Annotated in this window: 13 protein-coding genes; 4 read left to right on the top strand and 9 right to left on the bottom strand. The window is 67.1% G+C overall.

Features of this window, described 5'->3' with window-relative positions:
• Nucleotides 1–329 precede the first annotated feature (329 nt).
• The 8 genes from ABT375_RS08495 to hflK form a co-directional block, all read right to left on the bottom strand.
• On the bottom strand, nt 330–1667 hold the full coding sequence (locus ABT375_RS08495; protein WP_416464747.1) for a cell wall hydrolase: 1338 nt from the start codon (nt 1665–1667) through the stop codon (nt 330–332).
• 21 nt (nt 1668–1688) lie between these two features.
• Nucleotides 1689–2618, bottom strand: coding sequence for a cysteine synthase A (gene cysK / locus ABT375_RS08490; protein WP_066604402.1), 930 nt, complete (start codon nt 2616–2618; stop codon nt 1689–1691).
• On the bottom strand, nt 2615–3919 hold the full coding sequence (locus ABT375_RS08485; protein ID WP_416464746.1) for an MFS transporter: 1305 nt from the start codon (nt 3917–3919) through the stop codon (nt 2615–2617). The genes cysK and ABT375_RS08485 overlap by 4 nt, the downstream gene beginning before the upstream one ends.
• 126 nt (nt 3920–4045) lie before the next feature.
• Nucleotides 4046–4435 carry a hypothetical protein gene (locus ABT375_RS08480; protein ID WP_261936343.1) on the bottom strand — a complete coding sequence of 130 codons (390 nt, stop codon included), beginning with the start codon at nt 4433–4435 and terminating at the stop codon, nt 4046–4048.
• A 35-nt stretch (nt 4436–4470) separates the two neighbouring features.
• Nucleotides 4471–6102 (bottom strand): helicase HerA-like domain-containing protein, encoded by a 1632-nt coding sequence (locus ABT375_RS08475; protein ID WP_416464745.1) that lies wholly within the window; start codon nt 6100–6102, stop codon nt 4471–4473.
• A 128-nt stretch (nt 6103–6230) separates the two neighbouring features.
• Nucleotides 6231–7739 carry a Do family serine endopeptidase gene (locus tag ABT375_RS08470; RefSeq protein WP_224547365.1) on the bottom strand — a complete coding sequence of 503 codons (1509 nt, stop codon included), beginning with the start codon at nt 7737–7739 and terminating at the stop codon, nt 6231–6233.
• Between the two features lie 136 nt (nt 7740–7875).
• Complete coding sequence (gene hflC, locus ABT375_RS08465) at nt 7876–8724, bottom strand: protease modulator HflC (RefSeq protein WP_224547364.1); 849 nt, start codon at nt 8722–8724, stop codon at nt 7876–7878.
• Nucleotides 8724–9842, bottom strand: coding sequence for an FtsH protease activity modulator HflK (gene hflK, locus ABT375_RS08460; RefSeq protein ID WP_416464744.1), 1119 nt, complete (start codon nt 9840–9842; stop codon nt 8724–8726). The genes hflC and hflK overlap by 1 nt, the downstream gene beginning before the upstream one ends.
• 74 nt (nt 9843–9916) lie before the next feature.
• On the opposite strand from hflK, the gene ABT375_RS08455 reads away from it, so the two are divergent.
• Nucleotides 9917–10909: an Mrp/NBP35 family ATP-binding protein gene (locus ABT375_RS08455; RefSeq protein ID WP_416464742.1), complete on the top strand. Its 993-nt coding sequence runs from the start codon at nt 9917–9919 to the stop codon at nt 10907–10909.
• On the opposite strand, the gene ABT375_RS08450 is transcribed toward ABT375_RS08455, so the two are convergent.
• Nucleotides 10910–11368 carry a GNAT family N-acetyltransferase gene (locus ABT375_RS08450; RefSeq protein ID WP_416464741.1) on the bottom strand — a complete coding sequence of 153 codons (459 nt, stop codon included), beginning with the start codon at nt 11366–11368 and terminating at the stop codon, nt 10910–10912. It abuts the gene before it with no gap.
• Between the two features lie 87 nt (nt 11369–11455).
• On the opposite strand from ABT375_RS08450, the gene ABT375_RS08445 reads away from it, so the two are divergent.
• From ABT375_RS08445 to hemH, 3 genes are read left to right on the top strand one after another with little or no spacing between them, the layout of a single operon-like run.
• Nucleotides 11456–11890 carry a CoA-binding protein gene (locus tag ABT375_RS08445; RefSeq protein WP_416464740.1) on the top strand — a complete coding sequence of 145 codons (435 nt, stop codon included), beginning with the start codon at nt 11456–11458 and terminating at the stop codon, nt 11888–11890.
• 38 nt (nt 11891–11928) lie between these two features.
• Entirely contained in the window at nt 11929–14196 is a 2268-nt protein-coding gene (locus tag ABT375_RS08440) for a molybdopterin cofactor-binding domain-containing protein (protein ID WP_416464739.1), read from the top strand.
• Complete coding sequence (hemH, locus tag ABT375_RS08435; protein WP_416464738.1) at nt 14193–15194, top strand: ferrochelatase; 1002 nt, start codon at nt 14193–14195, stop codon at nt 15192–15194. Before ABT375_RS08440 ends, hemH begins: the two co-directional genes overlap by 4 nt.
• Nucleotides 15195–15197: the final 3 nt, after the last annotated feature.

The raw sequence follows: 15197 nt of genomic DNA, 5'->3' as shown, positions 1-15197 counted from the left end.
CGTTGTCCTTGCCTTCATTCGTCGCGTTTTTCCGCATCCCAGCGAAAACTCAGTCCAAGCGCGATGGAATAGGGGGTGATTCGCACCCGCCAATCCACGCAAAAAAGTGCGGGCCGGGACTGTCCGATCCGCACTGTCAGCACTTTGTGACCCGCCAAAATTCGCCCAATTCCGCCAGCTTCACGCGCAATTCGAAGCCAGACCCCGAGCGATCCGGGGGACGGCCTATCCCGTTGCGCACAGCGCAGAGGACGACCGGATTGCCGCCGATATAGGCGCTGGCGCCCGGTTTGTGAAGGGGGCAGGGAGGCCGCCAAAACGCCAAGCGTTCAAGGTGTCGCTGTTTTTGTATCACCGGCGGGCGTGACCGGTGCGATCTTCACCGTTTCGAACCGCCCCTTGCGCCGGACACCGGCCAGCGCTTCGGTGGGCAGGGGGGGGACAATGGTCGGCAGGCGTTGGCGCATACATTCCCCCTTCGCCGTCCGCGGCGTCTGCGCGCAATTCCACAGCGCCCGCTGCAAGCCGCTGCCGGCGTTATGGATATAGGCGAAGCTCATCGTCGCCATCTGCGCGTCGCTGAGAGGCAGGCCCGCCGGTGCAGCGCCCGGTCGCCAGGCCATGATCCGGCATTCGGCGCGCCCCGCGCAGAAGGTCTGCGCCATCGCCGGCCAGCCATCCGCGCCGCCGCTGCCGGCGGGCAGTTCGACCAGGAAGCTCTTCGCCCCCGGCGCGATCGCGATCAGCCGAACCCCCGCCACCGTGCGCCCCAGCGAATCCGCGCCGATCGTCTGTTGCGGCCGGGCGGCGAGCGCTGCGGCAGCCTCCGCCGCCGCCACGGTCGGCGGCGGCGTCAAGGGGGTATCCATCCCACCCTGATGCGCAGGCGAGAAGCGCGCGATCCGGCCGATCAGCGGTTCGCCCCTATCCTCGCTCTGGCGGAAGGCGGGCGGGGTTCCCCACCAGCCGCGCCAACGGAAGAAGAGGTGCGTGCCCACCGCCGCGATCTTGTCCAGGCTGCCGCTCCAATAGGGCACCACCCAGTCGGTATGATAATGGGTGGCGTGGCCCACCGGCTTGTAGACCTTGCCCGCCAGCGCGGCGCGGGCGATCTCGCGCGCGCGGCCCCAAGCGGCCTCGCCCGGCGTGCGGGTCAGCGCCCCGTCGCAACTGAAGGTGAACTGGCATCCGGTGCGCCGTTCCTGTCCCTGAAACACGACACCGCAGACCGTCTTGGGGAAGGCGGGGTGGCGCACGCGGTTCAGCACCACCTGCGCCACCGCCTGTTCGCCCACGGCATCGTCGCCCGCCTCGAAGATTTCCGCCGCCGCCAGGCAGTCGGTCGCGCGGGCGAGGTCGGTTTCCGACCCGGCGAAGAGGAAAGGTCGGGCGGCCGGGTTGGGATCGCGCGAAAAGGGGATGGTCGCGTTGAACGCCACCGCCTGGTTCCGCTCCAGCGCGAAGACCTCGACCGGCTCCACTGGCGGCGGCGGCGTGGTGGGGCGTTTCATCCGTCCGGCTTCGACCACGGCCATCCGGCGCGCGCCCGCGTCCGGCCGCGCCCGCGTGTCCCAGGCGGCGACCAGTGCGGGCAGGCCGACAAACAGGAGTGCCCAGACCAGCCACAGGAAAGGATGCGGCCGGGCCGGGGGAGGTAGGTCGGTCATGCCTCGCTTGCCGCCAATAGCCTATTCGGGCAGGAAGTCGGGCACCGACAGATAGCGTTCGCCGGTATCATAGTTGAAGCCCAGAACCCGGCTGCCCGCGGGCAGTTCCTTCAGCTTCTGCGCGATCGCCGCCAGCGTGCCGCCCGACGAGATGCCGACCAGCAGGCCTTCCTGCGTCGCGGCGCGGCGGGCATAGTCCTTGGCGTCGGCCGGATCGACCTGGATCACGCCGTCCAGCAACTGGGTGTGCAGGTTGGCCGGGATGAAGCCCGCGCCGATGCCCTGGATCGGATGGGGGCCGGGCTGGCCGCCGCTGATGACCGGGGAGAGGGTCGGTTCGACCGCGAAGATCTTGATCGCGGGCCATGTTTTTTTCAGCACTTCGGCGACGCCGGTGATGTGGCCGCCCGTGCCCACGCCGGTAATCAGCGCGTCGATCGGCGCGTCGGCGAAATCGGCCAGGATTTCCTGCGCCGTGGTGCGGACATGCACGTCGATATTGGCGGGATTTTCGAACTGCTGCGGCATCCAGCTACCCGGCGTCTGCGACACCAGTTCCAGCGCGCGTTCGATCGCGCCCTTCATGCCCTTTTCGCGCGGCGTCAGGTCGAAGCTGGCGCCATAGGCCAGCATCAGCCGGCGGCGCTCGATCGACATGCTTTCGGGCATGACCAGCACCAGCTTGTACCCCTTGACCGCCGCGACCATGGCCAGGCCCACGCCGGTATTGCCCGACGTCGGCTCGATGATCGTGCCGCCCGGCTGCAATTCGCCGCTGGCTTCGGCCGCTTCGATCATCGCCAGCGCGATACGGTCCTTGATCGACCCGCCGGGGTTCGATCGTTCCGACTTGATCCACACTTCGGTGCCGGCGGGCGCATCGCCGAACAGCCGGTTGATGCGGACATGTGGCGTATTGCCGATGGTTTCGAGAATCGTGGCAGCTTTCATGGGTTTTTCTCCTGGCTGTTCTCTTCTCGCCCGATGTCGGGTGGATCGAAGCTTCGTGCAAGGCGCAATTCGGGAAAGAGTCGCGCCCAGAATAGGGTGATGATGATAGCACCGACGCCGCCGCCGATCACTGCCGCGACCGGGCCGACCAGCGCGGCGAGGAAACCGGACTCCGCCTCGCCCAGTTCGTTGGAGGCAGAGATGGTAAGCTGCGACAGGCTGGACACCCGCCCGCGCATCGCATCGGGCGTGTGCAGCTGGACCAGCGACTGGCGCACGAACACCGACACCATGTCCGCGCCGCCCAGCACCACCAGCGACGCGATCCCCGCCTCGATCGCGATCCCGCGCGGCAGGAAGGCGGTGCAGCCGAAGGCGATGGTGGCCAGGCCGAACAGGATGACCGATCCCAGCATCTTCAGCCCCACCTCGGTCTTCATCGGGCGGAAAGAGAACCAGAGCGCGGTCGCCGCCGCGCCGATGCCGGGCGCGGCCGCCAGATGGCCCAGCCCGGCCGACCCCACATGCAATATGTCGCGGGCATAGACCGGCAGCAGCGCGGTCGCGCCCGCCAGCAGCACCGCGAACAGGTCGAGCGTAATCGTCGCCAGCACCAGCCGGTTGCCCTTCACATAGGTAAAGCCGTCGATCATCTGGCGTACCGGATGGCGCGTCGTGTCGCGCGGCGGCTGCGGCACCGGCCCGATCAGCAGCATCGCGCCCAGCGCCACGCCATAGAGGATGGCCGCCAGCGCATAGGCGCCCCAAGGGGTGGCGGCATAGGCATAGCCGCCTACCGCCGGTCCCGCGATCATCCCGGCCTGCCACGAGACGCTGGAAATGGCGATAGCGGTGGGCAGCACGGCTGGTGGCACCAGATTGGGCGCCAGCGCGCCATAGGCCGGGCCGTTGAATGCGCGGGCGATGCCCACGATCACGGCGATCCCGAAGATCAGCGGCAGGCTGACCCAGCCTTCATAGGTGGCGAAGGCAAGCAGCCCGGCCGCGATCGTCAGCAAGGTGAGCGTCAGCCGGGTGATGATCCGCCGGTCATAATGGTCGGCGACCCATCCGGTGATGGGGGTCAGGAAGAAAAGCGGCAGGAACTGCGCCAGCCCGATCAGGCCAAGCTGCGCCGAAGCGCCTGCGGTCGTCATCGTCTCCCGCGCGATATTATAGGCCTGCCACGCCAGCACGATCATCATGCTGTATTGCGCCAGCACGGCGCACAGCCGCCCCGCGAGATAGGCCCGGAAATTGCCGAAATGCAGGGGGTGGCGGGGGGAGAGGGCAGCCGTCATGGCCACGGCTTTAGCGGCGCTTATATTGCCGAAGCAACAGGGGTGCGGCCCACCATGCAACAAGATTTGTTTTGCGACCTATGAGCGGGGCGGGCGGCGATCCATCGCTCCGCCCCACATAGCCGATCAGCGTTGCAACAGCACGCTGCTGACCGATCCGTTGCGCACGGAACACATGAAGGGCACGGCCCCGCCATCGGCAAAGCCGATCTCGCCCTCCACCTCCCACCCGGTCGCCATGGTGCTGGCGCGGGGTCGACCGATCAGCTTGCCGTTGGGGCCGGCCTGGTAGAGCGCCTTGGCCGCGCAGGCGTCACGCGCGGCGGCGACCGATGCGATCGGGCCATAGCCAGGTGAGGCATAGGGCGTGCGACGGGCGTCGCGCTCGGCCTGCCGGTCACGCGCGATGTCGCTGGCGATCGCAGCGCCGATGACATGATGGGGATCAATCGTCTGGGCGTGGAGCGGGCTGGCCGCGACCAGCGCTATTACTGTCCAAATCGCTGTCTTCTGCATGACGCGCTGCCTCCCTGCCGGTAGACCGGCATAGCCTATTTGAACAGGCTGCCCAAGATACCGCGGACCAGATTGCCGGCGATCCCGCCCGACGACGACTTGCGGCTCGTGCCCCCGAACACCGCGCGGCCCAGTTCGTTGGCGACCTGCCGACCGACCGACGATCCCGCCGCCCGCGTGGCCGACTGGATCGCCTTGTCAAAGGCGCTGGGCTTGGCCGCCTCGCGCGCTTCGGCCGCGTCGCGCCGGGCTTGCTCTTTCAGTTCCGCTTCGCGCTGCTTCGCTTCGACCTTGGCCTGCGCCGCAGCGGCCTTGTCGGCTTCCGCCTGCGCCTTGGACGCCTGCGCGGCCGCAGCCGACGCCTGCCCGCGGGCGGCAAGGATTTCCTCGGCCGATTCGCGGTTCACCGCGTCATCATATTTGCCGGCGCAGGGCGATATCGACTGGATGATCGCGCGCTCTTTCGGTTCGACCGGGCCGAGGCGCGATCGGGGCGGGGCTATCAGCGTGCGCTGCACGATGCCGGGCGATCCATCCTCCTGCAGCAGCGACACCAGCGCCTCGCCCACTTTCAATTCGGTGATCGCCGTCTCGACATCCAGGTCGGGATTGATGCGGAAGGTCTCCGCCGCCGCCTTGATCGCGCGCTGGTCGCGGGGCGTGAAGGCGCGCAGGGCGTGCTGCACCCGGTTGCCCAGTTGCCCGGCCACATCCTCTGGAATGTCGATCGGATTCTGCGTGACGAAATAGACGCCCACGCCCTTGGACCGGATCAGCCGCACGACCTGCTCGATCTTGTCGGTCAGCGCCTTGGGCGCGTCCTCGAACAGCAGATGGGCCTCGTCGAAGAAGAAAACCAGCTTGGGTTTGTCCGGGTCGCCCACTTCGGGCAGCGTCTCGAACAGTTCGGACAGCAGCCACAGCAGGAAGGTCGCATAAAGCTTCGGGCTCTGCATCAGCTTGTCGGCCGCCAGCACGTTCACATAGCCGCGGCCTTTCTCGTCCACTTGCAGCATGTCATGGATGTCGAGCGCGGGTTCGCCGAAGAAATGGTCGCCGCCCTGGCTTTCCAGTTGCAGCAATTGCCGCTGGATCGCCCCGACGCTGGCCTTGGTAACATTACCGTAGCGGGCCGACAGCGTATCGGCATTCTCCGCGCAATAGGCCAGCATCGCCTGCAAATCGCCCAGATCGAGCAGCAGCAGCCCTTCTTCGTCGGCATATTTGAAGGCGATGGACAGCACGCCTTCCTGCGTCTCGTTGAGGCCCATCAGCCGCGCGAGCAGCAGCGGCCCCATCTCGCTGACGGTGGTGCGGATCGGATGGCCTTGCTCGCCATAGAGATCCCAGAAGATCGCCGGATTGTCGGCATAGGCGTAGTTTGCGATGCCGACTTCCGCCGCGCGCGCCACCAGCTTATCGGCATTTTTGGCGGTGGGCGATCCGGCCATGGATATGCCGGCCAGGTCGCCCTTCACATCGGCCAGGAACACCGGCACGCCCAGCGCGGAAAAACTCTCGGCGATGCCCTGCAACGTGACGGTCTTGCCGGTGCCGGTCGCCCCGGCGATCAGCCCATGGCGATTGGCGCGGCGCAAATTCAATGTCTGCGGGATGCCCCCGTCTTTGTCCGGTGCGCCAAGCCCGATGAAGATACCGTCGCTCATCTGAAATCCCCGAAAAAAGAAGACCCGCTCGCCCCGGGCCTGTCGCGCGATGTCGACAGGCCCGGCCCGAACGGGTCTGAATTGGCTATCCCAACTCTAGCGAGCCAGACACCATCGGCAAGTGCCGCTTATTTGTCGCGCAGGCGGATCGGCAGGAAGATGGCCGGCTGGCCGCGGCGCAACACCTGCAGCAGGATGGCGTTGCGGCCCTGCGCCGCCACGGCCTTCGCCTGCGCGTCCAACTCGGCTTGGGTCGCGACCGGGCGGTTGTTCGCGCTGATGATGACGTCACCGCGACGCAGGCCCTTGGCGCCCGCATCGGTCGATCCGTCGACGGCGGTGATGACGACGCCTTTCGTGTCAGCCGCAACGCCGAGCTGGCGGATGATGCCGGGCGTCAGCGGGATCGCCGAAATGCCCAGCGCCTGCTGCGTTGCCTGGCCCGGATTCTGGTCCTGCTGGCTGAAATCCTCGTCGCCCTGCGGCTGGGCGAAATTGTTCAGCTCGTCTTCCGAAGGCCGTTCGCCGACGATGGCCGTCACGGTCTGGCGCTGGCCGTTGCGGATCAGGACGATCGGCACGCGCGCGCCGATATTCTGGTTGGCGACGATCGACGACAGATTCTGGTCTGCGGTCACTTCCTGGCCGGCGACGCTGACGATCACGTCGCCCGCCTTGATCCCGGCCTTCTCCGCGCCCTTGCCCGGTTCCACGCCCTGGACGAATTCGCCGCGATTCTTGGCAAGACCCAGCGAGTCGGCCAGGTCTTCGCCCAGCGGGCTGATCTGGACGCCCAGATAGCCGCGCTTGATCGCCTGACCCTTGCGCAACGTATCGACGATCGGCGCGGCCTGTTCCGAGGGGATGGCGAAGCCGATGCCGACATTGCCGCCCGACGGCGAGAGGATCTGGCTGTTGATGCCGATCACATTGCCGCGCATGTCGAACATCGGGCCGCCGCTATTGCCCTGGTTGATCGACGCATCGGTCTGGATGAACTTGTCGTAGCTGCCGCCGGTGCCGCGATGCAGGGCGGAGATGATGCCTGCCGTCACCGTGCCCGACAGCGCGAAGGGGTTGCCGATCGCGACCACCCAGTCGCCCACGCGCGACTTGGTGCTGTCGCCGAACTTGACGAAGGGCAGGGGCTTAGGGGATTCGATCTTCAGCACCGCCAGGTCGGTCGCGGCGTCGCGGCCGATCAGCTTGGCGGGAAATTCCTGCTTGTCGGTCATCGTGACCGTGATCGAATCGACGCTCGCGCCCTCGGCCCCGGCCGACACCACATGGTTGTTGGTGACGATATAGCCGTCGGCGGAGATCAGGAAGCCCGATCCCAGCGACTGGGCCTGGCGGGTCTGCGGCTGTCCGCCCTGCTGGCCCTGGCCGAACAGATCGCCGAACGGCGTACCGGCGAAGGGGTTCTGCACCTTCACCCGCTGCTTGGTGGAGATATTGACCACGGCGGGTTGCAGCTTCTCGACCATGTCGGCGAGGCTGGCTGGCGCGCCCGCGGGCGCTGCTGCCGTCAGGCCTTCATTCTGCGCGGTCTGCGCCCCGACATTGGAACTGGTGGTGACGGCAATGGCAGTGCCGCCGAGGAGCAGGGCGCCGGTGATGGCATAAGCGTAACGCACTCGTGACGGTCCTCTTCAAAGCTTCAGGGGTAAGGAAGGCGGGACTTTTAGGAAGCCCTCAGATGCTCCGCCTTGCCTTAACCCTCATTGAATGACGCTGGTTCCGTAATGATCTCCGGGGGATCATGACGAAAGTTTAACGTCGTCCCTGAAATTGCCGCAGGAATTCATTGTCCGGCGACAGGATGATGTTGGTCTGGCCCGGCCGATCGGGCGCGAAGGTGTAGCGATAGCTCTGCATCCCGCGATAGAAATCGTAGAAGGACGGGTCCTTCCCGAAGCTCTCGGCATAGATGCGCGCAGCGTTGGCGTCGGCTTCCGCGCGGATGATCTGCGCCTGCTTGGCGCCCTGGGCGCGAATGGTGAGCGCTTCCTGCTCGCGCGCGGTGCGCATCCGGGTGAAGGCGCTTTCCAGCGGCGTGCCGTCGGGCAGGTCGGCGCGCTTGATCCGCACGTCCACGATCTCCGCGCCATATTGGCGCGCGACCCGGTCCAGCCCTGCCTCGATATTCTGCATCACCTGGCCGCGTTCGGGGCTGAGCAGTGCGGCGAATGGCCGCTTGCCCAGTTCGTTGCGCAGCGCGGACCCCAGGATCGGGCGCAGCGCCTCGCCCACGCGCTCCTCATTGCCCGCCGCGATATACATGCGCAGCGGATCGACGATGCGATAGCGGGCGAAGGCGTCGACCTGCAGGCGCAACTGGTCGGTCGACAGCACCTGCTGCCGCTCCATCTCGACCGAGAGGACCCGCTTGTCGATCCAGACGATCTGATCGACGAACGGCCAACGCCAGATGACGCCCGCGCCCGTCTGGCCGAAGCTTTCATTGGGACGGTAGCGGTTGATGATCTCCTTGGGATCGCCGAAACGGACGACCACGCCCTGCTTGGTTTCGGGCACGATGGCGATCGTGCTGCCGACCAAGATCAGCAGGCCCAGCAAAACCAGGGCAAGGGCGACCGGATGACGCAAGATACCGGGCATCACTGGCCTCCCGTGCTGGTGGCGTCCGCCGGGGCGGCCTGCGCACGGCGCTTGATTTCGGGTAGCGGCAGGTAGGGCGTCACATTGTTACCTTCGACGATGGTCTTGTCGACGTTCGACAGCACGCCCTCCATGGTTTCATAATACATCCGGCGGCGGGTCACGTCGGGCGACAATTTATATTGTTCATAAACCTTGTCGAAAGCCGCGGCCTCGCCCTGCGCCTTGGCCGTCACCTGCTGGGCGGCGGCGCGCGCCTCGTTGAGATAGGTCTGCGCCGTCTGCTGCGCGGCGGACACCGCCTTGAACGCGTCGTTGACGGCGGTCGGCGGATCGGCCTGCTTGATCGCGACGCCCTGGATGCGAATGCCCGACTTGTAGCCGTCCAATATCTCCTGCATCCGCAATTCGACCTGCTGTTCGATCGCGGTGCGCCCGGCGCCCAGCGCATCGTCCAGGCTGACGCTGGCGAGCACGGACCGCATCGCGCTTTCCGCAACCTCGCGCACGCTGGCGTCCGGGTCCGACAGCTGGAACAGATAGAGTTCCGGATTGCGGATATTCCAGCGCACCGAATAGGCGAGGTCGATGATATTCTGGTCGCCCGTCAGCACCAGATTTTCGCTCTCCGCGCTGGCGGAGCCGATATCGATGGTGCGGATTTCCTCGACATCGACCGTTGTCACCGCCTCGAACGGAGCGGGCAGGGTCAGGCTGATGCCCGGCGTCAGGGTGCGGCTATATTTGCCGAGCAGGGTGACGACGCCGCGCTCCTGCGGCCCGACCCGGTGGAAACTGGTCAGGACCAGCCACAATATCACCACTATGCCGATCGCCGCGGGCCACAGCGCCTTGCCGGCCCCGCGCGGGGGGATGCCGCCAAAGCCGCCGCCACCGCCGCCCTGGCCGAAGCTTTCGCGGCCGCGGCGCAGCAGTTCGTCGATCGCGGACGGTCCCTTCTGACCGGCAGTGGGCTTGCCCGGCTGGGTCCATGGGTTGCGCGGGCCGCCGTCGCCGCCGCCTTTCTGCCCGTCCCCGTCGGGTCCGTCATTCTTGCCGCCCCAGGGGCCTTGGACCATCGCTGCGATCGCGGGCATCCACCCGAATATTCTTCTCATGGCATCTTCTATAGGAAGGCTCTTCTCCGAAAAACAGTGCAAATGGCCGCGATTATTTCCTACAGGGCATGGCCATGACCGATCTTGCCGATTTCTCCGCCCGTCTGACCGCCCTGACCGATGGCCGCGCCAGCGCGCCGCGCCTCAAGGACGGGGTGATGACCATCGCCCTCGACGTGGGTGGACTGGACCCCGACCGGCGCGAAGGGCTGGCCGCGGCGATCCGCGAAGGCGCGCTGACCGTGTCCGGCGTCACCGACGTCCGCATCGCCATGACGGCGGAGCGGAAACCCGGAGAAACGCCGGCCCCCAAGGCGCCGTTGCGCATCCTGGCCGTTGCGTCGGGCAAAGGCGGGGTGGGCAAATCGACGCTATCGGCCAATCTCGCCGTTGCGCTGCACCGGCTGGGGCTGAAGGTCGGGCTGGTCGACGCCGATATCTACGGCCCGTCGCAGGCGCGGCTGATGGGGAGCGAGGATCAAAAGCCGCAGGCCCGCGAAAAGAAGCTGATTCCCGTCACCGGCACGCTGGGCATCCCGATGCTGTCGATGGCGCATCTGGTGGAACCGGGCAAGGCGCTGGCCTGGCGCGGGCCGATGGTGGGCAATGCGCTCAGCCAGTTGATCGACGCCGAATGGGGCGACGCCGAATTGCTGGTGGTCGACATGCCGCCCGGCACCGGCGATATCCAGTTGACCATGGTGCAGAAGCACAAGCCCGCCGGCGCGGTGATCGTGTCCACGCCGCAGGATCTGGCGCTGATCGACGCCACCCGCGCAGTCAGCCTGTTCCATCAGGCCGGGGTGCCGATGGTCGGCCTGGTCGAAAATATGGCCGGCTATGCCTGTCCCCATTGCGGCGAAGTCTCCGATCCCTTCGGCCATGGCGGCGCGGAAAGCACGGCTGACGACCTGTCCATGCCTTTCCTCGGCCGCGTGCCCCTGGCGATCGACATCCGTCGCCGCTCCGACGCTGGCGATCCGCCGGCGGCGGGCGAGGGCGTCCATGCCGACGCTTTCCACGCCATCGCGCGCAAGGTCGCCGACTGGCTCAGGGCATCGGCCTGACTACAGCATCAGATGCAGATATTGGCTGAAGCCGTTCGGTTCATAATCGCCGAACGCGTCGCCATCAGTGAAGCCATGGGCGCGGTAGAGCGACAGGGCCGGTTCGAACGCCGCGCCCCGGCCGGTTTCCAGGCTCAGCCGCGCCATGCCGCGGTCGCGCGCCGCCGCGATGATGTGCCGCAGCAGCGCGTTGGCCACGCCCCGCCGCAGATAATCGGGATGGGTGCGCATCGACTTGATCTCGCCCTGCTCGCCATCCAGCATCCGCAACGCGCCGACCCCGGCGACCGCCGCGCCGTCCCATAGGGTCCACACGCTGATATCGGGCGATCGTAGCCCGGACAGGTCGAGTGCGAACACCGCGTCGGCCGGGCTGTCGGTCTGCATCCCGGCCAGGTGGAGCGCCAGCAGCGCGCGGGTTTGCGGGTCGGTCAGGTCGTCGGGGCGAATGGCGAACATGGCCTGTGATTATCGCGGATGCGCGAGGAAAGGAACGTCTTGCGTTCGCCCGCGTCCTCCCCATCTCGGTCGCAAAGGAGATACGCCATGCCGCTCACCGCCCCGCAGGACATCGCCGCCTTGCTGTCGGAAACCCGCACCATCGCGCTGGTCGGCATTTCCGATCGCCCGGACCGCCCCAGCTATGGCGTCATGAAATTCCTTCAGGACCATGGCTATCGCGTCCTGCCGGTCAATCCGCAGATTGCCGGTGAGCATGTCCATGGCGAATTTGTCTGGGGCCGCCTGTCCGACATCGGCGTGGCCGTCGACATGGTCGATATCTTCCGTCGCAGCGAAGCGGCGGGGGAGGCGGTGGACGACGCCATCGCCGCCGGGGCCAAGGCGGTGTGGATGCAACTGGGCGTCGTCAACGAAGCGGCGGCGGCGCGCGCCGAAGCGGCCGGGTTGAAGGTGGTGATGGATCGTTGTCCCGCGATCGACATCCCCCGGCTCGGCCTTGCGCCGATAGGTGCCGATTAACGCTAGGCAGCGCGCGCCTGCGGCTCTATCAGGCTGGCATGGCGCGCACCCCGCGGAAGCAATCCGGCAAACATCAGGGCATCAACCGGCGCACGCTGCTGATCGGCGGTGGCGCAGCGGCGGGGCTGCTGCTCGCCTGGGGCGTATGGCCGCGCAGCTACCAGCCCAATCTCAACGCCGGTCCCGGCGAAACCATCGTCAACGCCTTCCTGAAGATCGATGCATCCGGCCAGATCATCGTCGTCGTGCCGCAGACCGAAATGGGGCAGGGCGTCACCACCGTCCTGCCGCAGATATTGGCCGACGAACTGGGCGCCGACTGGCGCACCATCGCGGTGCAGAGCGCGCCGATCAGTCCGCTCTACGCCAACACCCTGCTGGCGCGCGAATGGCTGGCGAGCGACTGGACGCGGCTGCTGGGCGACGCTGGCGACTGGGCGATCGGCCAATATGCGACGCGCGGCGCGCTGATGCTGACCGGCGGCGGCACCTCCGTTCCGATGTTCCGCGATGCTTATCGCGACGCCGGCGCCGCGGCTCGCGTTCTGCTGTGCAAGGCGGCCGCGGCGCGCTGGACCATTCCCTGGGAAAACTGCGACATTCAGGATGGCATCATCTCTGACGGCGGCGCGCGCCGCATGAAGATCGGCGATGTGGTCGCGGATGCCGCCCGGTTCGACCTGCCCGATATCCTGCCCTATCGCCAGGGGCAGGATGGCCGCCTGTCCGGGCAGGATCTGCCGCGGCTCGATACCCCGTCGAAGATCGACGGCAGCCATAATTTCACCGCCGACATTCGTCTGCCCGACATGGTCTATGCCTCGATCCGGCAGGGACCGATCGGCGACGCCCTGCTGGCCGGGCTGGACGAACGCGCCGCCGGCAGCGTCACCGGCTTCCTCAAGCTCGTGCGGCAGGAACGCTGGGTCGCCGCGGTCGCCAGCAATTGGTGGGCCGCCAACAAGGCGCTCGACCTCGCCGACCCGGTCTTTACCCTGCGCGGCGTTCCGGTCAGCAGTGGCGGCATCGACGATGCGCTGGAGGCGGCTTTTGCGGGGTCGGACGGTCGCCGCCTCTATGCCCAGGGCGATCTGGCCCCGGTGTTCGAGGGGGCGACCATCCTCGCCAGCGAATATCAGGTCGATGCCGGGCTGCATCTGGCGCTCGAACCCCAGTGCGCCACCGCCCGCGTCACCGACGACGGCGCGGAAATCTGGATGGCGACGCAGGCGCCCGGCCTCGCCCGCGCGGCGATCGCCGATGCGCTGGGCCTGCCGGAACGGGCGGTGACGCTCTATCCGCTCCATGCCGGCGGGTCGTTCGGCCGCAGGATGGATTGGGATGCCGGGGTGCAGGCGGCGCTGCTGGCGCGCGACATGGGGCGGCCGGTGCAACTGCTCTGGTCGCGGCTGGAGGATGTGGTCCAGGATCGGCCCAGCGCCCCCGCCCACGCCCGCATGGCGGCCAAGCTCGGCCGCAACGGCGCGATCGAAGGCTGGCTGGCGAAGGTCGCCGCGCCCTGCGCCCTGACGCAGACATGGGCGCGCATCGCCGATGGCGTCTTGCCGCACGTTGCGGCGGCGGATGCAGTGGACAAGGCGACCCGACTGGCCGTCGCCGGCATGGCCCCGCCCTATGCCATTCCCAACTGGGCGGTCGATCATTTTCCGACCGACGTCGGCCTGCCGCTCGGCTTCACCCGCGGTAATGCCCATCTCCACGGCGCTTTCTTCACGGAAAGTTTCGTCGATGAACTGGCGCATCTGTCGGGGATGGAGGCCATGTCCTTCCGCATCCAGATGCTGGGCGGCAATCCGCGCCTCGCCCATTGCCTGTCGACCGCGGCGTCGATGGGCGGCTGGCAGGGCGGCATAGCGGGCAGCGGGCAGGGGCTATCCGCCCATATGATGGACGGTGCCTATGCCGCCATCATGGTGGAGGCGGCGATGAACGGCGATAAGCTCAGCGTCAGCCGCATCGTCGCGGCCGTCGACGCCGGCGATCAGGTCAATCCCGACATCGCCCGCCAGCAGATCGAAAGCGGGCTGGTCTATGGCCTCGCCTATGCGATGGGCGCCTCCATTCCCTATGAGCGCGGCCTGCCGACCCGCGCCATCCTCGGCCGCATGAACCTGCCGCGCCTCGCCGACATCGGCGAAGTCACGGTGGAACTGATGCGCAGCACCGCCGATCCGGCCGGCGTCAGCGATCTGGCCGCCCCGCTCGTCGCGCCCGCCATCGCCAACGCCCTGTACACATGGACAGGGCAACGGCTGCGCAGTCTGCCGCTAGTGGGCACCGCATGACCCTGCCACCCGATCATCCCGCCATCCCCACGCCCAAGGTCGGCGTGCTGCTCATCAACCTCGGCACGCCGGACGCGCCGGACGCCGGTGCGGTGCGCCGCTATCTGGCGGAATTTCTGTCCGACCGGCGCGTGGTGGAGATTCCGCAACTCCTCTGGCAACCGATCCTGCGCGGCGTCATCCTCACCACCCGGCCGAAGAAATCCGCCCATGCCTATCAGCAGGTGTGGACGCCGGACGGTTCGCCGCTGGCCGTCCATACCCGCGCCACCGCCCATGCGCTGCAACAGGCGATGGGGCAGGGCGTGGTGGTCGACTGGGCGATGCGCTACGGCAATCCCGCCATTGCGGAGAAGCTTGCGGCGATGAAGGCGCAAGGCTGCGAGCGCATCCTGCTCGCGCCGCTCTATCCCCAATATTGCGCGGCCACCACCGCGACCGCCAATGACGCCGCCTTCGCCGCGCTGGCCGCGATGCGCTGGCAGCCCGCCATCCGCACCCTGCCGCCCTATCATGACGATCCGGCCTATATCGCCGCGCTCAAGGCGTCGATCGACCGGCATGTCGCCGCGCTCGACTTCGTGCCCGACGCGCTGCTCGCCAGTTTCCACGGCATGCCCGAACGCACGCTGCATCTGGGCGACCCCTATCATTGCCAGTCGGTCAAGACCGTTCGCCTGCTCCGCGAAGCGCTGGCTCTGCCGGTTCATATGAGCTTCCAGTCGCGCTTCGGCCGGGCCAAATGGCTCGAACCGGAAACCGAAGCCACGCTCGCCAGATTGGTGAAAGACGGTGTCCGCAATATTGCTGTGGTCACGCCCGGATTCGCGGCGGATTGCCTTGAAACCCTAGAGGAAATCGCCCTGCGCGCGAAAGCGGTTTTTTTGGCCCAAGGTGGCGAAAAATTTGCCCTTTTGCCCTGTCTAAACGCGTCGGCGGAAGCTATCACTCTCTATCAGAGGCTTATGGGCCGCGAGCTTTCGGGTTGGATCGACTGACCC

Source organism: Sphingomonas sp. VDB2, from assembly GCF_047946695.1.
Lineage (GTDB): Bacteria > Pseudomonadota > Alphaproteobacteria > Sphingomonadales > Sphingomonadaceae > Sphingobium > Sphingobium bisphenolicum.
The sequence above is the reverse complement of the archived record's forward strand: the minus strand, read 5'-3'. Positions and strand labels throughout refer to the sequence as shown.